The sequence below is a fragment of the Dyella sp. Tek66A03 genome, from assembly GCF_052567735.1.
The window spans coordinates 434,931-456,087 of sequence record NZ_CP199584.1 but is presented as its reverse complement, the minus strand read 5'-3'; the positions used below and the strand labels follow the sequence as shown (position 1 = coordinate 456,087).

The 21,157-nt window shown below is 63.6% G+C and carries 12 protein-coding genes; 6 read left to right on the top strand and 6 right to left on the bottom strand.

The window, feature by feature from the left end:
* Nucleotides 1–59: 59 nt before the first annotated feature.
* The gene (locus ACT01B_RS01970) at nt 60–1,088 is read left to right on the top strand and encodes a LacI family DNA-binding transcriptional regulator (RefSeq protein ID WP_445147406.1); all 1,029 of its coding nucleotides are present in this window, start codon (nt 60–62) and stop codon (nt 1,086–1,088) included.
* Between the two features lie 68 nt (nt 1,089–1,156).
* On the opposite strand, the gene ACT01B_RS01965 is transcribed toward ACT01B_RS01970, so the two are convergent.
* The 6 genes from ACT01B_RS01965 to ACT01B_RS01940 all read right to left on the bottom strand — a co-directional run bounded on the left by ACT01B_RS01965 (nt 1,157) and on the right by ACT01B_RS01940 (nt 13,662).
* Nucleotides 1,157–2,848, bottom strand: coding sequence for an alpha-amylase family glycosyl hydrolase (locus ACT01B_RS01965; RefSeq protein WP_445145722.1), 1,692 nt, complete (start codon nt 2,846–2,848; stop codon nt 1,157–1,159).
* A gap of 4 nt (nt 2,849–2,852) precedes the next feature.
* Nucleotides 2,853–4,349 (bottom strand): MFS transporter, encoded by a 1,497-nt coding sequence (locus tag ACT01B_RS01960; protein ID WP_445145721.1) that lies wholly within the window; start codon nt 4,347–4,349, stop codon nt 2,853–2,855.
* Nucleotides 4,346–6,589 (bottom strand): MGH1-like glycoside hydrolase domain-containing protein, encoded by a 2,244-nt coding sequence (locus ACT01B_RS01955; RefSeq protein ID WP_445145720.1) that lies wholly within the window; start codon nt 6,587–6,589, stop codon nt 4,346–4,348. Before ACT01B_RS01955 ends, ACT01B_RS01960 begins: the two co-directional genes overlap by 4 nt.
* Nucleotides 6,586–8,925 (bottom strand): glycoside hydrolase family 31 protein, encoded by a 2,340-nt coding sequence (locus ACT01B_RS01950; RefSeq protein ID WP_445145719.1) that lies wholly within the window; start codon nt 8,923–8,925, stop codon nt 6,586–6,588. Before ACT01B_RS01950 ends, ACT01B_RS01955 begins: the two co-directional genes overlap by 4 nt.
* Complete coding sequence (locus tag ACT01B_RS01945; RefSeq protein WP_445145718.1) at nt 8,925–10,508, bottom strand: alpha-amylase family glycosyl hydrolase; 1,584 nt, start codon at nt 10,506–10,508, stop codon at nt 8,925–8,927. Before ACT01B_RS01945 ends, ACT01B_RS01950 begins: the two co-directional genes overlap by 1 nt.
* A 181-nt stretch (nt 10,509–10,689) precedes the next feature.
* Nucleotides 10,690–13,662, bottom strand: a complete 2,973-nt coding sequence (locus ACT01B_RS01940) for a TonB-dependent receptor (RefSeq protein ID WP_445145717.1) — start codon at nt 13,660–13,662, stop codon at nt 10,690–10,692.
* 501 nt (nt 13,663–14,163) lie between these two features.
* On the opposite strand from ACT01B_RS01940, the gene ACT01B_RS01935 reads away from it, so the two are divergent.
* From ACT01B_RS01935 to ACT01B_RS01915, 5 genes are all read left to right on the top strand, one after another.
* The gene (locus ACT01B_RS01935; protein WP_445145716.1) at nt 14,164–15,780 is read left to right on the top strand and encodes an alpha-glucosidase family protein; all 1,617 of its coding nucleotides are present in this window, start codon (nt 14,164–14,166) and stop codon (nt 15,778–15,780) included.
* Between the two features lie 107 nt (nt 15,781–15,887).
* Nucleotides 15,888–16,106, top strand: coding sequence for a hypothetical protein (locus ACT01B_RS01930; RefSeq protein WP_445145715.1), 219 nt, complete (start codon nt 15,888–15,890; stop codon nt 16,104–16,106).
* 88 nt (nt 16,107–16,194) lie between these two features.
* Entirely contained in the window at nt 16,195–18,180 is a 1,986-nt protein-coding gene (locus ACT01B_RS01925) for a serine hydrolase domain-containing protein (protein WP_445145714.1), read from the top strand.
* Nucleotides 18,181–18,310: 130 nt separating this feature from the next.
* Nucleotides 18,311–20,506, top strand: coding sequence for a DNA helicase II (gene uvrD / locus ACT01B_RS01920; RefSeq protein ID WP_445145713.1), 2,196 nt, complete (start codon nt 18,311–18,313; stop codon nt 20,504–20,506).
* Nucleotides 20,507–20,540: 34 nt separating this feature from the next.
* Entirely contained in the window at nt 20,541–21,119 is a 579-nt protein-coding gene (locus tag ACT01B_RS01915) for an FUSC family protein (protein WP_445145712.1), read from the top strand.
* Nucleotides 21,120–21,157: the final 38 nt, after the last annotated feature.

Genomic DNA, 21,157 nt, shown 5'->3' with positions numbered 1-21,157 from the left:
ACTCGTCTGGCCACAGGGAGCTCGGCCGGCATCGCCTTAAGGGTTACGGCCGCGTGCAGATCAAGGGAAAAGTCACCTCGTTCGATATTGCCCACCTGGCTGGTGTCTCGCAGTCAACGGTGTCGCGTGCGCTGCGCGGCAGCCCGCTGGTGAACGAGGAAACGCGCCGACGCATCCAGGCGGCGGTGGACGAGCTCAATTACAAGGTCGACAAGAACGCCTCCGGCCTGCGTGCCAAGCACACCGGCACGTTGGCGTTGCTGCTGTTCGAGGATCCGACGGCGGATGATTCGCATATCAACCCGTTCTTTCTTTCCATGCTGGGCTCGATCACGCGCGCCAGTGCGCAGCGCGGCTACGACCTGCTGATCTCGTTCCAGCAGTTTTCGCGCGACTGGCATGCGGACTATGCGGACAGCAAGAAGGCCGACGGCATCATCCTGCTCGGTTACGGCGACTATCTCGCCACCCGCGACAAGCTGCAGAAACTGGTGGACCAGGGCACGTGCTGCGTGCGCTGGGGCGCCGTGCTGCACGACCAGCCGGATGTGTCGGTGGGTTGCGACAACGTCAGCGGTGGCCGCGCCGTGACCACCCACCTCATCGAACAAGGCTGCCGACGCATTGCGTTTCTCGGTGACGCCTCAAGCCATTACCCGGAATTTTTTGACCGCTACCGCGGCCACGTGCGGGCGCTGAGCGATGCCGGACTGGAAGCCGAGCCCCTGCTCCAGGTGAATGCCGAAAGCACCGAGCGCTCCGGCTACGACGCGCTCGAAAAGCTGCTCACGCGCGGCGTCAGTTTCGATGCCGTGTTCGCCGCCAGCGACCTGATCGCCATCGGCGCCCTGCGCGCGCTCGCCGATCACGGGCTGAAGGTGCCGGACGATGTGGCGCTGGCCGGCTTCGACGACATCACCATGGCCAGCTTCGTCAATCCGCCACTGACCACGGTGTTGCAGGACACCAAGCAGGCGGGCGAGATCCTGGTCGACAACTTGCTGCGGCTGATCCGCGGCGAACCGGCGGAGAGCGCCATGCTGCCAGCGCGGTTGATCGTGCGCCGTTCTAGTTTGCGGGCTCGCTGACGCTCGATCGCGCACAGGGTGCGTTCCTACGGGGGCACGCTCGTGTAGGAGCGCACTCTATAGCGCGATCAAGCGCCAGGATGCCCCTTTTCATTCATCAGCCGGGTGAGCTCGGCGACGAAGTCCGCGCGCGTGGCCACGGCATCCAGCAGGAAGACCTGCACATCATGCGCGCCCACCGTGGCGTGCAGCGCGCCACCGTCTGCCACCCTGACGTTGCCGCCGCCCAAAGCGGCTTTCCATGTACCTGGCTGCACGTAGTCCGTGATATCAAACGAGGCGGCTGCATCACCCTTGTTGAGCAGCACCAGGGCGATCTGATGCTGACCGCCCTTCTGGTAGACGCGATAGAACGCTGCCTGGTCGCCCTTGAACTGCAGCGGCAGCATCAAGCCCTTCTGCAATGCCGGGGTGCGGGCGCGTAGCTGGGAAATGCGCACCAGTTGCTGATAGATGCGGCTCTTCGGCGCTGCATCGATGCGCTCCTGACCGAAATAGTTGCGATTGCCCTGGTGCTCGGCGCGCCCGCGCATGAAGCCTACTTCCGAACCGTAATAGACGGCCGGAATGCCGCGCGCAGTGAACAGCCAGTTGTGCGCGTCGATGAAACCATCGTCCGTGGCGTTGAGGCGCGCCATGTCGTGGTTGTCGTAGAACGTCACCACCTCGTACGGATTCGCATACGGGCCATTGCGCAGGTACAGCCGCTCGGCGACGCGTGCGTAATCACTGTGCGGGTGCTCGAACACTTCGGCCACGCGCTGGCGCAGCGGAAAATCCAGCACACTGATGCCACCGTTACGTGGCCAGGTGTACTGGCCGATGTTGTCAGGGTTGTAGTCGAACGCCTCGCCAAACATGAAGAAGCCGGGATGCCTCGCACGGATGCGCGTAGCAAACTGCTTCCAGAACGCGGTCGGCATATGACTGATGGTGTCGATGCGGAACGCATCCGCGCCCTGGTCCGCCCATTGCAGATAGGCGCCGACGAAATAATCCAGCACCGCCGGATTTTCGTCGTTGTTGTTGGACAGCTGCGCCAGGTCGTCGTATGCGTGATAGAACCGATGCAGTGGATTGCGCACCGGATCCAGATCCGCTGGCGCCAGGTTCTGGTGGTCGGCTATCAGCTTGCCGTCCTTATCGACGATCTGCCCAAACATGGGCTGCGCCACCGGCATGCTGAACGACGGTGAGCCATGGTTGGCGACGATGTCGAGCACGGTCTTAAGCCCCTGCGCGCGCATCTTCTGCGTGAACTGGGCGAAGTCGAGGTCCTTGCTGGGCAGGTGGACATCAAGCTTGTAGAAGTTCACGCCCCAATAGCCGTGATAACCGGCCTTGCCGCGGTCAGCGAGCGAGGCGCCCCAGTTCACCGGATCGCCACCGGTAAAGGCCTCATCCGGATTCTGCACGATCGGCGTAATCCACACCGCACCGAAGCCCATGCCGCGGATATAGCCGGCGTTGTCCAGGATGCCTCTGAAGTCTCCCCCCAGATAACCGATGTTGTCGGTCTCACCGTTCGGACCCTGGATGGAAATGTCGAAAGTGTGATGCGCGCCGCCCTGGTCGCGGTGATCGTTGGAAGGATCGCCGTTGACGAAACGGTCCGTCATCACGAAGTAGATCGCGTTGGAGGCGAAGGGCACATCGGTGCCGTAGAAATCCCGCGGCACGTTGTCGGCAGACGCAGCTCGGCTACCGAGCACGGCGAGCGAGAGGCCTAAGGCGACCGGGATGGATGAACGAATGCGCATGGCGTCAATGGCGTCCTGTGCTGGTGGCGGCGGAAAGTTCGAGGGCCGGCTCACTCACCCGTAGCGTGCACAGACCGGCAATCATCAGGCTGGCGCCGCCCATGGCCAGCGCCCAGATGGGCTGCCCGTGGAAGAACAGTCGCAGCAGCATGCCCAAGACGCTGGCTGCCAGCAGCTGCGGTATCACGATGAAGAAATTGAAGATGCCCATATACACGCCCATCTTCGCGGCGGGCAGGTTGTCCGACAGCAGTGCATACGGCAACGACAGGATGGAGGCCCAGGCGAAGCCCACGCCCACCATCGACAGCAAGAGCCAGTGCGGGTCGCGAATCAGCAGGAACGAAAGCAGGCCCGCGCCGCCAAGCCACAGGTTCACCAGATGGCTCATGCGCAGGCCCCAGTGGCGCACCATCCAGGGAATGGCGATGGCAGCCACGGCCGCGAAGCCGTTGTACGCGGCGAACAGCACGCCGACCCAATTGGCACCCTCGTTGTAAGCCGCTGAATGCGTATCGGTGGTGCCGTAGTGCGTGGCGGTGACCGCGGCCGTGGTGTAGATCCACAGCGCGAACAGGGCGAACCAGGAGAAAAACTGCACCCAGGCCAGGCGGCGCATCGATGCGGGCATGCCATACAGGTCGCCCGTCACCTGCCGCAGCATGCCCTGGCTGCGCGTGGCCGAGAGCCAGGCGAACAGGAGGCCGAACGCGGTGAATCCGCCGGCGAGCAGATAGAGCTCTTTCTCCAGCGCGTAGAAACGAATCGCCGCCAGCAACAGCACACCGATGCCCAGCAACACCAGGCCGACGCGCCAGGCAGTGGATACGTCGGTGGCATGCGTTTCCACTGCGTTGTCGGCGAACGACTCCAACTGCTCCGGCGGATATTCGCGCGTGGAAAGCACCGTCCATAGCACCGACACCAACAGCACCGCGCCGCCGAGATAGAAAGCGTACTTCACCGTATCCGGAATGCCGCCTGTGCCTGCCACATTGCTGATGCCGAGCTTGGCGAGCAGCCACGGCAGCAGCGAGGCGATCACCGAGCCCACGCCGATAAAGAAGCTCTGCATGGCATAGCCGAGCGGTCGCTGCCGAGGCGGCAACTGGTCGCCCACGAAGGCACGGAAAGGCTCCATCGAGATATTGATGGTCGCATCCAGGATCCACAGCAGGCCGGCCGCCACCCACAGCGCCGGCGAGTTGGGCATGACCAGCAGGGCCAGCGTGGAGAGCACGGCACCGATCAGGAAATACGGGCGCCGACGACCCAGCCGGGTCCAGGTGCGATCGGACAGGTGCCCGACGATCGGCTGTACGATCAGGCCAGTGAGCGGCGCGGCGATCCACAGCACGGGGATATCGGCCACATCCGCGCCCAACGTCTGGAAGATGCGACTGACATTCGCGTTCTGCAGCGCAAAGCCGAACTGGATGCCAAGAAAACCGAAGCACATGTTCCAGATCTGCCAGAACGACAACTCGGGCTTGCGCTTCATGGCGTCAGGTTTCCGCTAGCTACGGGTGCGATCAGTAATCCATCGACGGCAGCATCGTTCACCGGACCGTCGGCCCCGCCCTGCCCGCCGGTGTAGTGAGCGTTTTGGCGCAGAAAACTCATATTGAATCCCTGATCGAGGCGGAAACGGCACAGCGCGCCGGCACTCGCCGTGAACGTGGCGGACGTGGACCGTTGCACGCCATCGCTATGTGGCAGCACCAACGGGAAGCGCTGTGGTGCGGCCCCGTCGCATCGTACGTCCAGCAGCTTCACCCCGGCGGTGATTCCCGTATTGATCGGGCCATGGTCATTGGTATACGCCAGCGAGACGCGGAACTTGCCGCTGGTCGTTGCCTTCCATTGCCGCGGCCAGGCACTGTCGATATGGAACTCCGTGCCCTTGCAGGTTTCCGCACTCGGCAGCGACTCCCATCCATCCTTGCCGATGGTGGTGACCTGGAAACACTGCATCGATGCACGCGGGGGCAACGTGGTCTTGCCGACCACCTCGCCATAACGCCGACCGTCGACGTACAGCACCGCCTTGTCGGCGACAGCCAGTTGCCAGCCCTCGGGCGTATCGACCACCATCGGAGCGGCTGGCGTTGCCGGTGCGAACATGGGTGCATCCATGCGCAGCGGAGCCGCCCCCGATGCGATCGCCGTCAATTCCACCACGGTTTCGTCGCCGTCATGGCGCTGCGATTTGGCGACCAGCAGATCGCCATGCAGCGTTTCCGGGCGCGTCAGGGTGATGCGTCGACCCGCCAGGTCGAGACTGATCGTCTGCTTGTCTCCGAACAGCTGCGGCAGCCACGACACCGGCAGCTTCGGCGCGACGCTGCCATCGTCGCCCACACCGAACACCCCGCCGATGACCATGTCGAGATAAGCGGCCACCGACCACAACTGGCGCGGCGAATCGACGACTGGACCACTCAGTGCGCCGTCTTCGACGTGCACGGACTGGGTGGCCAGTTCGAAGTTTTCCATATTCGATGCCGACAACGCCGAACCGCGCAGTAAAGAATCCATTTCATGGGCGATGCGCGGTGCGTCGTTGACGCTGCGCGCGGCGCGCAGCGCATACGCACTGACGAACGGCCAGATGGCCCGGTTGTGGTAAATCGGCTGGTCGGCGCGCTCCGGCCAGATCACCGGACTGCCCGATGACCAGGCCGGATAGTTGGCCAGCGCCTGTCGTGCGCGCTTCGGGTCGGCCACGCCACTGGTGATCGCCAGCGACAGGCCGAGCAGATCATAGGCCTCGATCGGCATTGCCCCGGCGCCGACGTAACTCATATACATGCCGCGATCGGCACGCCAGAAATGCGCATTGATGGCGCGTTTCAGCGCGTCGGCCCGGGCGCGATACTGCGACGCCAGGACATCGTGGCGCTGCTCGGCCAAGCTGGCTGCCAGCTGCAGCGCCTGGTAATGCAGCGCATTGGTGGACAACGCATAGGACTCGGCGATGAAGCGGACGTCCTTCGCGGTCCCATCGGGGTAGCTCTGCTCGCGCCAGTCCAGAAACGAGGTCTCGCCGCGATACAGGCCCACCTGCTCGTCGAAGACATACAGGCGGTCCTGCGCCAGCGTATCGGTAAGCGCGCGCCAGGTTTCATCGGCAAAAGCAGGGTCGTCCAGCAGATGCCGCGCGCCCAGGAACCACACCACACGGTCGGTACTGATCGGCCAGCTGCCGCCGGACCCGGTGTCCTGCATCACGTAAAGCCCCTGGGGCATGGACGGCTCACGCACTTCGGACAGCTTGAAGCGCAACGACTGCCGCGAACGCGCCGGATCGATGCGCCACAAGGCAAGATCCACGGCGTAGGACAGGTCGCGCGTCCACACGTAATGCCACTTCTCACCCGTCTCGAAGCAATCGCAGGCGATCGACTCACCGTGGTCGAAGGCGCTGTCACGGATCGCCGCCACCGAATCCCGGCGCAAATCGTCCTGCGCCATCGCAAACAGCCCGTCGAACAACGGGCTGGCGGTATGCACGGCGAGCTTCTGGGCAGGGATACGTCGCTCGCCCTGCGGTGAGCGCAGCAGGAAGCTGCCATCGGCCACCGCACTCATGTTCGCTGTCTTGCCCTGCCAGCTCACACTGTTATGGGTATCGCTGGGTGTGGCGGCTTCTGCATGGGCGAGGCTGGCGCACAGCAGCGCGCCGCAGGCAAACGCCGATGCGGTGCGCTGGGCCAACCGGGAGGTCTTGCGCAGGCTCATGGATGGTTCGCTATTGAAGTGAGTTGCACATGGCGGTCAGCGCCCGCCGTGATCTTCACATAGGTGACTTCCCCGTAGCGATCCTTCCCGCGCGCCCAGCCTTCGCCGGGGGCATCACGCAAGGCTTCCACACTATCGAACCTGGGCAAGGCCTGCCCGCCATTGTTCACGGCGCCTGCCACGTCGCCGTGAAACGCAAGAACGTAGTGTCGCAACGCCGGCCGGTAGCTGCCCGAGGGAGCGCCGGTGTCGAACGTCACCACGCCATCCTGGTGCTGGACCGAGAGCGGCTGCAGGAAGTAGTCGCCTTTCTCGTAGCCGTAGGTGTTGCCGTCATCGTCGTAGTAGTCGAAGTGCGTCTGCTCTTCGGCAGGGAACACGTTGACGTCAAGCGTGGTCACCGGCTTCTGGTCGACGTAGTCCATCGGCGCTTGTTGCGGGATGATTGCGCCTTCGCGAATGAACAACGGGATATCGCTCCAGCCCGTCGCATCGACGGGCAGCGTGATGTCCTTGCCGCCTTCGTAGACTTTGCCATCCGCGTAGCCGATCCAGCGCCCCTGGGGCAAGGCGAGCTGCTTGCGGGTCTGGCCCTGCTCCACGATCGGCGACACCAGCAGGTACTGGCCGAACATCCAGGCATCGATGCGATCGCGCTGCGCGGCGTCGTTGGGATAGTCAAACTGCAGTGGCCGCACCAGGCCCACCCCGTGTACGTGGTTCTGGTATTCGTAGGCGTAGATATACGGGATCAGCGCATAGCGCAGGCGGATCGCTGCCGTTGCCGCTTTCTCGGCCACCGGGCCATAGACCCATGGCTGGCGCTTCTGGCCAAAATCGCCATGCACGCGGAACATCGGCGTGAACGCGCCAAACTCGATCCAGCGCGCGTAGTTCTCGTCCGTGGGGCGCGGCGCCTTGAAGCCGCCACCATCCATGCCCCAATGCATCGCGCCGACGTCGAACGCCGCCAGCATGCGCTGGCGCTGCGACGCCATGCTGGCGAAGCCGCTCTGGATATCGCCCGACCAAACGCCATAGGCATAGCGTTGCGAACCGAGGTAGAAGTTGCGATTGACCGACCACACGCGCTGGTCACTGTGGGCACGCTGGCCCTCATACAGCGCGCGCTGCATGTTGAGAAACTGGGTGTCGACGCCGCTATCGTCCGCTTCGTCGTTCCACCAGCCGACGATGCCGGTGTCGTAGGAATGCTTGAGCGCGTCGTTGAAGAACCAGGCGCGCGCCGCCGGGTTGTCGAAATCGATATCGCGCACGGTCTTGTGCGAGAAGTAGTCCGGCGCGGGCTTTGATTGGGCCAGCCAGTAGCCGTGCTCGGTCGCCTCGCGACCTTCGATCGTGTCCACGTGCACGCGCGGCTTCATGATGCCGGTCATGTGCATGCCGCGACGATCCATGGCCTGCTTCAAGCTGCCGTCTGGACCGTCGGGGAACTTGTCGGTGTTCCAGCGAAACTCGCCGTTGTCCTCGGCCCAGGCCTTCCAGTCGAAGTCGAAAGTGAAATTGTCGATGGGTATGTGCTTGGCGCGGTAAGTGTCCACCAGCGCCAGCGCCTCCTTCTGGTCGATGCCCCACTGGCTGTTGGTGAAGCCCATCGCCCACTTCGGGAACATCGGCGCGGCACCGCTCAGCTGGCGCACTCCGGCGAAGAGTGCTGCCGGCGGGCCGGCCAGCAGATAGAGCGTGCGCACGGGTGCGTGCTCCGCACGAATGCCTATCGTCGTGGGCGACAGGTCGAAGCGGGCCGGCTCGGCGTCGGCGAGCACGCCGTAGCCAGCCGTGCTCCATACCAACGGCGCGCCGGTGTGGCCTTGATTGCCGGCCGTCGCGACCTGCTTGCCCTGGCGCAGCAAATCACCGGTCGCCGCATCGAAGGCGTTGAGGCCGCCGATGCCGTATTGCGGATCGCCCTTGGCGTGGCGCAGCGACCAGCGGCCTTCGGCGGCATGCGCAAGATCCGCCGTCAGCAACAGGCGACCGTGGTGATCCTCCATGCGCAACTCGGCGCGGCGAGGATTCCAACTTAAGGTCAACTGATCCGAGCGCAACACCTGCTCGTCGCCCTGCTGTTCCAGCGTCGCCGTCATCGCGGCGAAACTGGCCTGCGGATCGATCACCGGCGTGGCCGGTGCCGTATCTGCACCGGCCACGCGCAGCTGCACGATGCCCGGCGCGAGCAGACGCAACTCCAGCTTGCCGTGCGGCAACGCAAGGGAAAGATGATCCGTCGTCACCGCAGCATCACTTTCGGCGCCTATCGCCGGTGTACCGGCGATGGCGGCGAGCAGGGCCAGAGCAAGCAGGCGTGCGCGCATCAGTGCAGCACCACGGTGCTATAGGCGGGGAGCTTCAAGGTCTGACCTTCCAGAGCAACCTCGGGCTTGCTCTTCAGCAGCACGCTGGCGTCCTTGGGCAGGGTTTGGCCAGCCGGTTTCCAGCTGGCAGCCTGGCCAGACAGGTTATGCACGACCAGGACGCGCTGCGTGCCGTCCTGACGCCAATAGGCGAGCAAACGCGGATTGCCGGTAACCTGCATCTGCAAGTCGCCATCGCGCAGCGCGCCGACCTGGCTACGCCAACTGATCAACATGCGGTAGAAATTGAGCAGCGAAGCGGGATCGTCCTGCTCGGCCTGCACCGAAACCGCTTCGCCCTGATTGACGCTCGATGGCTTCCAACGCGATTCGCCCGCTCCGGCCTGGCGCTGCCAGCGCATCGGCTCGCGCAGGTTCTCGTCAGGCTTGCGCCCTTCCATGCCCAGCTCTTCGCCGTAGTAGATATACGGCCGGCCTGGCAACGTCAGCAGCATCGCCGCGGCCATGCGCATGCGCTGGCCATCGCCGTCGAGGCGACTCATCACGCGTTCCTGGTCGTGATTGGAGAGGAAGGTGGAATCGATAAACGGCGCGTCCCCAGCACCGCGATAAGCGGCATAAGTGTCTTCCAGCAGCTGATCGAGCTTGCCGACGCGCTCGCTTTTGGCGCTGAGGATCAACTGCTCGGCCAATGGAAAGTCGAAGATCGAGCCAAGCGGCTTCAGATACGGCGCCAATTGTTTGGGCGACTCCGCCATGACTTCGCCGACCAGGGTCACCTTCGGGTTGATCGAGGCGAGCCCTTGGTGAAACTCGGACCACCACGCCACATTCTTGGCGACGATCTCCGGATCGTGCGTGCGCGCCTTGAAATCGTCGTAGATGTGCTTGGCGGCGTCCAGGCGAAAACCATCGACGCCCTTGGCGATCCAGTAGCGTCCCACCTTGATCATCTCGGCGCGTACAGCGGGGTTGTCGTAGTTGAGATCCGGCATGCCTCCCCCGAAGTCGCCAAGGTAGTGCGTACCACCTAGCGGGTGCCAGATCTTCCGGTCGGAAGCCGTGCTCAGCGCCTGGAGATCTGCATGCGAGTCGGCCCAGGTATACCAAGCGTGATGTGGATCGGCCGGATCGCGAGCGGCTAGGAACCAGGGATGCTGCTGGCTGGTGTGGTTGATCACCATGTCCATGGTCACGGCGATGCCGCGCTTGTGCGCCTCATCGAGCAGATGCTGGAAGTCCTGCATGCTGCCGTACTGCGGATTGATGCCGTAGTAATCGGTGATGTCGTAGCCGTGATAGCTGGGCGAGTTGTTGATCGGCATCAGCCAGATGCCGCTGATGCCCAGCGACTTCAGGTAATCGAGCCTGGCGGTGACGCCATTGAGATCGCCGATGCCATCGCCGTTGGTGTCGTACCAGGCGCGCACGAAGATTTCGTAATAGACGCCGGAGGCAGCAGCCGTCGCAGCAGGTGCCGGTGGCGCATCGCTCGCTTGGGCGACGAGGGTGGTGCTGGCGGCCGAACCACAGGCCATCGCAAACAGAAAAGCCAGGGGAGTGAATAAGCGATACCGAGACATGTCTTGCTCCATTCGAGGGCCGCAGGCCATCGACGGATCGGTTCGCGGACGCGGGCATCGCCGGGGCCGGTAACCGCCACGCCAGGCCTCGCGGTGTGCCGGTGCTTTGCGTCCTTGCGGTAGCAAAGCCCCTAAAGCATCGCGCCGGCGCTCCTTGCGGAAGCGCCGGCGCGATCTTGGATTACAGCTTCAGGTTAAGACCCAGGTAGCTGGTACGACCGAAGTACTGGATCGTGCCGGTCTGCTGGGGATTGCCGCCGAAGTAGGTGCGCGTCGGCTCGTTGGTCAGGTTGAGCATCTGGTAGACGACGCTCAGCTGCGAGGTGATGTTGTACGAAGCCTGGAAGTCGTACACCGTCTCCGCCGCAAACGTCACGAGCTGGTTGGACACCGCGATCTGCGAATCGGACAGGAACGACGAACGGTAGTTACCGGACACGCGGGCCGAGAAGGGACCGTAGTCGTAGAACACCGCCACGCTGGCCACACGCTTGGAAAGGCCCGGCAGACCGACATAGGTGGTCGGACCACCCAGGTTAGTCGGGTTGCGCACCGTGCTCGAGGTCAGCGCGAAGTTGCCCTGCACACCCAGGCCAGCCCAGATACCCGGCAGGAACTTGTTCTTCGAAGCGGCGAGCTCTAGACCACGAACGTCGCCGCCCTGGGCGTTGTACGACGTCTGGAACTGGCCATTCAGGTACGGCTTGCCGGTGGTCGTGTCGATCGGCACGGTGATGCCGGCCGCGGCGAAGTCGTAGTTGTTGTAGGTCACGCTCTGGATGAACGACTGGATGTGCTTGAAGAACACACCCGCAGTGACCGCACCCGACGAATCGTCAAAGTAGTGCTCGTAGCCCAGGTCGTACTGGGTTGCGCGCAGCGGATCCAGCAGCGGGCTGGTACCGCCCCACACGTTGTACTGACCGTTGGACACCCAGGAACCGGCACCGGCCAGCATCTTGTCGATCGGCGGACGCGACAGCACCTTGGCCGCCGAGAAGCGCATCTGATCGTCGTCGGTCAGGTGGTAGATCAGGTTCAACGACGGCAGCCAGTCGGTATAACTCTTGCCGACCTTGAGCGGGGCATAGTCGGAGCTGGTATGGCCGTTGCCGTCGGTGATCGGGATACCGGCGCCATTGCCTACTTGCTGCAGACCGTAGCTGTACTGCGACTGGTGCGACACGCGGAAACCAGCGTTGCCGGTCAGCTCATGACCGAACACCTGGGCATCGATATCGCCCATGAAGAACAGGTCGCGGGTCTTTTCGTCAACCGAACCGCTCTGGATCTCCGACCAGCTCTGGTCGGTGATGTTCTTCACTGGCGTGGCGTTGATGCCATGCGCAGCGAGAATGGCCGGACCGTTGAGCTGGAGGAAGCACGGCAAGCCCGAGAAATTACCCTTCCAGCAGGTCACCGAGGCGGCGCTGCTGGGAATGGTCAACGGCGGCTGGCCAGCCACCGGCGAGGTATTCCACTCCGAACCGTAGACATAGACTTCGCGATCGGCGGCGTAGTCGTGATTATTGATGTAGACGCCCGCTTCCAGCGCCGACAACCACGAACTGTTCGGCAGGTCGTACTTCACGCTGGTGCGGAAGGCCTTCATCTTGTCGTGGTAGATGTACGGATACACACCGTAACGCGACAAGCCCATGTCGTTGACGTTGGTATAGATGCCCGGATTGGCGAACGACGCCGTACCGATCTGGCGACCGGCCAGCGCATAGGTCACCGACTGCGGCATCAGCTGCGGGTTGGCGGTGCCCAGGCCGCTGTACGGGTCAGCCGTGGTATCGACGTTGATTTCGTTGCTCGATGCGCGCGACATCGACGCATCGGCTTCGACATGCCAGCGGTCGTGATCCCACTTCGCGTTCAGGCCACCGGAGAACACGTAAGTGGTCGCCGAATAGTTGTCCGCCGTGGTCTCGTTGGAGAACTGGTTACCGTACGGACTACCGTTCGGGTTGCCGGGGTTGATGGTGCGCGGATCGATGCCGGTCGTCGGATTGCTGGTGACTGTGCCGCCGATCAGGGTGCCGAGCGAGCTGAAGGTCGGGTTGGTGATCTGCGCGTTATTGCCGTAGAAATTCTGCGAGCGGAAACCGTAGCCAAACGAGCTGTTGTTGAACTTCGAGAAGAAGCCGTCGCCGGTGACTTGCAGCTCATCGGTGGGCTTCCACACGATCGTCGTCAGATAACCCGTGCGACGCTCGGTTCCGCCGTTCTGTTGCAGCTGGATACCCTGCGGCAGATAGCCCGTCGGCGAGTTGGGCGACGAGTTGAGCAGATACTGCGAGCCGTCGGAGGCCTCGCCCACGAACTGCTCGGCCACGTGCGGCTGGTACATCTGCGCAACGCCGATGCCAACGCCGAGCGTGTTGTCGAGGAACTTACCCTGGTAGGCCACGCTGAGGCGATAGCCGAGCGCATTGGCGCCGGCGACGTCATGCGCCTGGCCGTTGTAGCTGCCGCGGGCGTCGACGTTGAGCGTCTGGTCCTGCGCGTTGTTCAGCGGGTTTGCCGTCTGCAGCGCGATGGTGCCGGCCACGCCGCCGGTGACCAGGGAAGCCTGCGAGGACTTGTACACCGTGGCCATGTTGATCAACTCGGACGGGTACTGGTCGAAGTTGATGTAGTTGCTGCCGCTGGTCGAGGGCTGCTCGCGACCGTCGAGCGTGGTCTGGATGAAGTTGCCGGAAAGGCCGCGGATATTGATCTGCGAAGCCTGGCCTGCAATGCGCTCGGCCGAGACGCCTGGCAGACGGGTCAACGCGTCGGCGATCGACTGGTCGGGAAGACCGCCGATATCGGCCGAGGTGATGACGTTCTGGATGGTGTCGGCGTAGCGCTGGTAGTCGATCGACCGCTCCATGCCCTGGTTGAAACCGGTCACCGTGATGGTGGACAGGCTCTTGGCCAGCTGCTGGTCTTCGGTCTGCTTGGGCTGATCGCCCGACTTGCTGTCTTTCTTGCTCTGCTCGGTCTGCTGGGCAGACGCGGGCGTGGCCTGATCATTGGTCGCGCCCGTGCTGGCAGCGGAACCATCAGCCTTCGCACCCGTATCAATCGGCGCCGCATGAATGCCGGCGGTAAAACAAAGGCCGGACGCCAGCGCCAAGGCCAGCACATTACGTTTCAATATCACCGTCTTCCCCTCCCACGGGTTTGCACTCTTGTTATGTAGTTGCCGCAACAGTCCCCACAGACTGTTGCGGGCTACGCGCCAGTGCATGCCGATGCTCGGAGGGCCCAGTCGCGTGGCGGCCATGGTAGGGCTGCGCCAAAACGCGAACAGGTCTATGCATACGTATTCATTACCGCGTTTTATTGTGCACCTTTGACAAAATCATAACGGCAAATGGACAAAGTGGCAGCAGTTTTCGATGCACGCCTCATCTCGCTACGCACAGCCTGATATGCAATAGCCATGCGGTTTTCCGCTCGCTCACGCGCGGTGATACGCGCAATTATTTTCGTCGCATGGGCCTGCGGTTACACGCTGCTGCACCGCAATATCGCGGTTTTTTGAATACGTATGCAGTCAAATCATCGCGTCGCCGCTCTGCGTTTAAGCTGCCCCCGCGCTTCGAGCTGGCCATGGGTCTTCGCGACGCGGGCATTGGGCGGAAACATCGGGAAGGGCGACATGAGTGATGCACCGTGGTGGCGAGGGGCCGTCACTTACCAGATTTATCCACGCAGCTTCATGGACACCAATGGCGATGGCGTTGGTGACCTGCCGGGCATCATCGACAAGCTCGATTACGTGGCCGGACTGGGCGTGGACGCGATCTGGATCGCGCCGTTCTTCCGTTCGCCGATGGCGGATTTCGGCTATGACATTGCGGACTACCGCGACGTGGACCCGCTGTTCGGCACGCTCGCCGACTTCGACCGCCTGCTGGCCAAGGCACACCAGCTGGGCCTGAAGGTGATGATCGACCAGGTGCTCAGCCATACCTCGGCCGAGCACGCCTGGTTCAAGGAGAGCCGCGAAAGCCGCGACAACCCCAAGGCCGACTGGTACGTCTGGGCCGATGCGAAGGACGACGGCACGCCGCCCAACAACTGGCTGTCGCTGTTCGGCGGCTGCGCGTGGCAGTGGGAGCCGCGCCGCGGCCAGTACTACCTGCACAACTTCCTGACTTCGCAGCCGGATCTCAACTTCTACAACCCGGACGTGCGCCAGTCGGTACTCGACAACGTGCAGTTCTGGCTGGACAAGGGCGTGGACGGCTTGCGCCTGGACGCGATCAACTTCTGCTATCACGACCGCGAACTGCGCGATAACCCGCCCAAGCCGGCCGACAAGCGCGTGGGCCGCGGCTTCAGCCCGGACAATCCGTACGCGTTCCAGTACCACTACTACAACAACACGCGGCCGGAGAACCTCGCGTTCCTCGAGGACTTGCGCGCCTTGATGGATCGCTATCAGGACGTGGCGGCGATCGGCGAAATTTCCTCGGAAGATTCGCTGGCGACCACCGCCGAATACACCAGCGGTCGCCGCCTGCACATGGGCTACAGCTTCGAGCTGCTCACCAACGACTTCAACGCGGCCTATATCCGCAATACGGTGCAGAACCTCGAGGCACAGATGCTCGAAGGCTGGCCGTGCTGGGCCATCTCCAATCACGACGTGGAGCGCGTGCTCAGTCGCTGGGGTAATGGCGAAGCGTCGGTGCGCCTGGCCAATATGCTGAGCGCGATGGTCTGCTCATTGCGCGGCTCGGTGTGCGTGTATCAGGGCGAAGAGCTCGGCCTCACCGAAGCCGAGGTACCTTACGAAGACCTGCAGGATCCCTACGGCATCACGTTCTGGCCCACCTTCAAGGGTCGCGACGGCTGCCGCACGCCGATCCCCTGGAACGACGGCATCAACGCCGGTTTCAGCGTGGGCGAACCGTGGCTGCCCGTGCCCGTCGAGCATCGCGCGCTGGCCGTGGCCTTGCAGGACGCCGAGCCACACTCCGCCCTCAACGGTTTCCGCGCCTTCATGGCCTGGCGCAAGTCGCAACCGGCGTTGCGTTGGGGTGATATCCGCTTCCTCGACACGCCTGAGCCGGTACTCGCGTTCACCCGCCGTCATGGCAACGACACCGTGCTCGCTGCCTTCAACCTGTCCAACGAAGCGGTCGAAACATCGCTGTCGGGCCTGGACACCGTGACACTGATCAACGGTCATGGCCTTGCGCGAGGAGACCTCGTCAACGGCCAGCTGCTCCTGCCCGGCCACGGTGCACTGTTCGCTCGCATCGGCTGATGCCTTAAACCTTTCCCCATCGACGGCGGCGGTCCCGCGTGCCGCCGTCGACTTTTCCCTTGCGCCCGACCCGCCTATGATCGACGTCTCGTCGATAGGAGGCTTTCATGCGCGCTGTGCTGATCATTCTCGGCCTGATCCTGCTCGGTGCAGGTATCTGGGTCCTCCTCGGCCATGGCAGCTACCAGCAGACCGATACGCTGGTGCAGATTGGTTCGGCCAAAGTCACGGCCACGCACGACACGCCGATTTCGCCGTCGGTGGGTATCGCAAGCATCGTGGTGGGCGCCGTGCTGGCGTTGCTCGGATTCCTGCGCAGAGGCTGAATCGTACCTACCCGTCAGCTCGGCGTTGACATCGAACACTACGGCTCCCCCGTCATACTCGTGGGATCGCATTGACGGGAACTGCACGATGAGCAGGCAAGCACGCGCCGCGTGGAGACGCGCCCCCACTCGCAACCGGCTGCTTGCGTTCATGGCGCTCTGTGCGATTTCGCTGCAGGTGGCCGCACAAGCGCAGATCCAGATCACGCCCATTGCGGAGCCAAAGCGCGCCGCGGTGATGCCGCTGGGCGCGAACGCGTTGAGGGCGTCCGACGCCGCCTCCTGGCTCGATCCACAGATCGCCGAGGCGATGAAGCGCGCACCCATCGCCGGCGCGGTGGTGATCGTCGTCAAGGACGGCAACATCCTGCTGTCCAAGGGTTACGGCTATGCCGACGTGTCGGCGAAAAAGCCGATGGATCCCGCGACCACACTGTTCCGCGTGGGATCCCTCTCGCAATTGTTCACCTCGACGGCGGTGATGCAGCTGGTCGAGCAAGGCAAGCTCGACCTGGACGCCGACGTCAATCGCTATCTTGATTTCAGCATCCCACCGCGCGACGGCAAGGCCGTGACCCTGCGGGACTTGATCACCCACACCGCTGGCTTCGAAGACGTGGTGAAAGACCAGTCTGTAGCCGACGCTTCATCACTCATCAGCAACGAGGCGTGGCTGAAGCGCTGGGTGCCGGCGCGCATCTACCCGGCCGGTGAGATTGCCGCGTATTCGAACTACGGCGCCGCGCTGGCCGGCTATATCGTGCAACGCGTCGCGGGCGAGCCGTTCGAGACCTACGTCGAGCAGCATATCTTCCAGCCGCTAGGCATGGCGCACGCAAGCTTTCGGCAACCGCTGCCGTCTTCGCTGCAGGCCGACATGGCCGCGAGCTACGCAGGGTCGAACGCGACACCCACGTCGACCGGATGGATGCCGGCGGTTCCGGCGGGCGCCCTGTCGATCAGCGGTAACGATATGGCGCGCTTCATGGCGGCCCATCTGCAAGACGGCCGTATAGGCGATGCACAACTCCTGCGCGCGCAAACCGTACAGCAGATGCACGACTACTCGCGCCCCAGCGTAACCGGGCTGCACGCAATGGGACTTGGCTTCCATCATCTGGACCGCCATGGCCAGGGCATCATAGGGCAGTCCAGCGATACACGATTCTTCCATAGCTCACTGGCGCTGTTCGGGCAGCAGCACGTCGGCTTGTTCGTCGCTGTCGATGGCGCGAATGACGGCGGTCTGCGGCGCCAATTGCTGGATGGCTTTGCCGATCGCTATTTCCCACCGCTGCCACAGATCAGGCAGCCCACCTTGGCGACCGCACGCGAGCACGGCGCCCTGATGGTCGGCCGCTATCTGGGCAGCACGCTCTCGCTGAGCAACTTCCGCGCGCTGCGCAATCTGTTCACGCAGAAGGAAGTCAGCATGGCGCCGGACGGCACGCTGCGCACGCCACTTTTCGATCATCTCGTTGGCCCGGCCCACTGGCGCGAAGTTAAGCCGTTCCTCTGGCTCGATGACACTAGCGGCAGCCATCTCGGCGCCGAAGTGAAGGATGGCAAACTGCGCTGGTTTTCCATCGATGAACTCGCGCCCACCCAGGTCTTCCTGCCCGTACCCGACTGGTTATCGCCCGCGCGGATGCAGCCGTTGCTGGGCGGGACACTGGCCATCTTCTTGTTGGCCGCCCTCTCCTGGCCCCTCGCCGTCCTGTTGCGCCGCGTTCGCGGTAGGCCAGCAGAGCTGCCGGAGTCGGCCGGTCGCTGGTATCGCCTGAGCTGCGTCACGGCGATCCTGCAGCTGCTGTTTGCCGCTGGTTGGTGGCTGATGCTGCCGCGCCTTGAGATGGGCACCTCGCAGCTCGACACCCGCCTGCGCCTGTTGCAGCTGGTCGGACTGCTCGCCTGCCTTGGCACCATCGCCGTAGCCTTGAATGCCTGGCATGCGTGGCGAGAGCCCGGCGGCTGGTGGCGCAAGTTGGCTAGCCTGATTTTGTTGCTGGCTTGCCTGGTTGCCCTGTGGTTTACGTTCTCGCAGCACCTGCTGAGCCTGCACCTCTACTACTAACCTCCACACCAACCTCACCGTCATTCCAGCGTTCGCTGGAATGACGGTGAGGTCTTGTTCAAGCGCTTCCGGGGCCTCGACCCGGCCGCAAAAAAACCGCGCCCTTGACCACCCCGGTACAATGCGTCGGATGGATGTCTCGCACCTGATCGACAAGCTCAACGACGCGCAGCGCGAAGCGGTCTGCGCCCCGCCCGGCCATTACCTCGTGCTCGCGGGCGCCGGTTCCGGTAAGACCCGCGTGCTCACCCACCGGATCGGCTGGCTCACCCAGGTCGAACAGATACCACCGTGGGCGATTCTTGCCGTCACCTTCACCAACAAGGCCGCAGGCGAGATGCGCGCGCGCCTGGAGCAGCTGATCCCCGGCGGCACCCAGGGACTCACCGTGGGCACTTTCCATGGCATCGCCCATCGCCTGTTGCGCCGTCACTGGCGCGAGGCAGGGCTGCCCGAGGGTTTCCAGATACTCGACGCGGACGACCAGCTACGCATCGTCAAGCGGGTGATCACCGGACTGGGGCTGGACGAGTCGCGCTTTCCGCCGCGCCAGGCCACCTGGCAGATCAACAGCTGGAAGGACGAAGGCAAGCGCCCGGACAACGTCGAGCATCGCGATCATCCGATGACACGCACCCTGGTCCAGATCTATCAGGCCTACGAGGATGCCTGCCGCCGCGCCGGCCTGGTCGATTTCGCCGAGCTGCTGCTGCGTGCGCACGAACTATGGCTGAACAACCCGCATGTGCTCGAGCACTACCGCGAGCGCTGGCGCTATCTGTTGATCGACGAATTCCAGGACACCAACTCGCTGCAATACGCATGGATACGCGTATTGGCCGGAAGCACCGGCCAGGTGTTCGTCGTAGGAGACGACGACCAGGCCATCTATGGCTGGCGCGGCGCCAAGGTGGAAAACGTGCAGCAATTCCTGCGCGACTTCCCCGGTTCCAAGACGATCAAGCTGGAGCAGAACTATCGGTCCACCTCGACCATCCTGAAGGCCGCCAACAGCGTGATTGCGCGCAATGGCGGCCGTCTCGGCAAACAGCTGTGGACCGACGGCGGTGAAGGCGAGCGCATTGCCCTGTATGCGGCGTACAACGAGCAGGACGAGGCGCGCTTCGTGGTCGAGCGCATCCGCGAGTACATCGCCGAACAGGGCGATGCGCGCGATTGCGCCATCCTGTATCGCTCGAATGCACAGTCGCGCAACTTCGAAGAACAGCTGATGCAACGCGATATCCGCTTCCGCGTGTACGGCGGCCAGCGCTTTTTCGATCGTGCGGAAATCAAGGATGCGCTGGCCTATCTGCGCCTGTCCTCCAATCGCCATGACGATGCGGCCTTCGAGCGCGCGGTGAACACACCGCCGCGCGGCATCGGCGATCGCACGCTGGACGTGCTGCGTCGACGCGCCCGCGCCGAAAACAGTTCGATGTGGGAAGCCACTCTGGGCGAACTCAGCGGCGGCCAAGAGCTGGCCGGACGCGCGAAGAACGCCGTGAAGGCGTTCCTGGTGCTGATCGACGACATGGCCCGCGCGTTTGCCGGCGCGGGCGTGGGCGACGCCTTGGCGCTCGCCGAACAGATCGATCACGCCATCATCCAAACCAGCCTGCGCGACTTCTACGAGAAGGACAGCCGCGGCAATGCCGAATCGCGCGTGGAGAACCTGGACGAACTGGTCAACGTCGCCAGTCGTTTCGAGCTGACCCAGGACGATATCGAGGCGGGCCTGAGTGAACTGTCCGCCTTCCTCTCGCATGCGGCCCTGGAAGCAGGCGAAGGCCAGGGCGAAGCCTGGGACGACTGCGTGCAGCTGATGACGCTGCACTCGGCCAAGGGTCTGGAATTTCCGATCGTGTTCCTGGTCGGCATGGAGGAAGGCCTGTTCCCCAGCCAGCGCTCGGTCGAAGACGAGGGCCGCCTGGAAGAAGAACGCCGCCTTGCCTATGTGGGTATTACCCGCGCGCGCGAACGCCTTTTCATCACCCACGCCGAGTCGCGCCGCATGCATGGTGCAGAGATGCTGGCGCGTCCTTCACGCTTCCTCTCCGAGATTCCACCGGAGCTGATCGACGAAGTACGCCCGCGCGTGCAGGTAAGTCGCCCGCTGTACGGCGCCCGTCCCGGCGCGGCATCCAGCTCGCTGCAGGAAAGCATGCCGCTGCAACTGGGCCAGCGCGTCAGCCACCCCAGCTTCGGCGAAGGTGTGGTGGTCAGCGCGGAAGGCAGCGGCGCGCATACCCGTATCCAGGTGAATTTCTCCAGCAGCGGCAGCAAGTGGCTGGTCTATGCCTATGCCAACCTGACGCCGGTGTAGCCACCTTTCCGCACAAGCACGGCACGGAGTGATCATGAACGAGCATCTGTCCCTGCGCGAAAATGTGCGCCAACTGCTTGGCTTTCAGGAAGGCATGGCAGCGATCTACCGTCGCCTGCCCTGGACACACCGCGCCGCGCAAGGCCTATGGCTGGCTCTACTCGCCTTGGTCGCCGCGAGTTCGGCCTATGGCTTGGGCCTGCTGCTGCATACCCAACAAGCGTTCTGGGCGGCCTTGACCAGCATTGCGGTGACCCAGCAGAACTATCTCGATACCCGCACCTCGTCGCGCGACCAGATCATCGGTGCCCTGGTCGGTGGCCTGGCGGGCCTGGGCGCCGTCTTGATCGCCGGTGAAACCTATCCAGCCTATGCGGCTGCCATCGTGGTTGCGATTACCGCGTGCTGGCTGTTCGGCGTCGGCAGCGCCGGGCGGCTCAGCGGCAGCACCACCACCATCGTGATGCTGGTGCCGCATACCGGAACGTTCTGGATCGTCGCCCTGACGCGCATCGGCGAAGTGGCGCTCGGCATCGCTTGCGCCTTGCTGGTCGTGGGTATCGGCGAGCGCGTGCAGGCGCGCTGGGTGCGTCCTGTTGAGCCTAAGGACTGAGGAGCTGATCCCCTGATGCTCAGCGCCAGCCAGGCCGG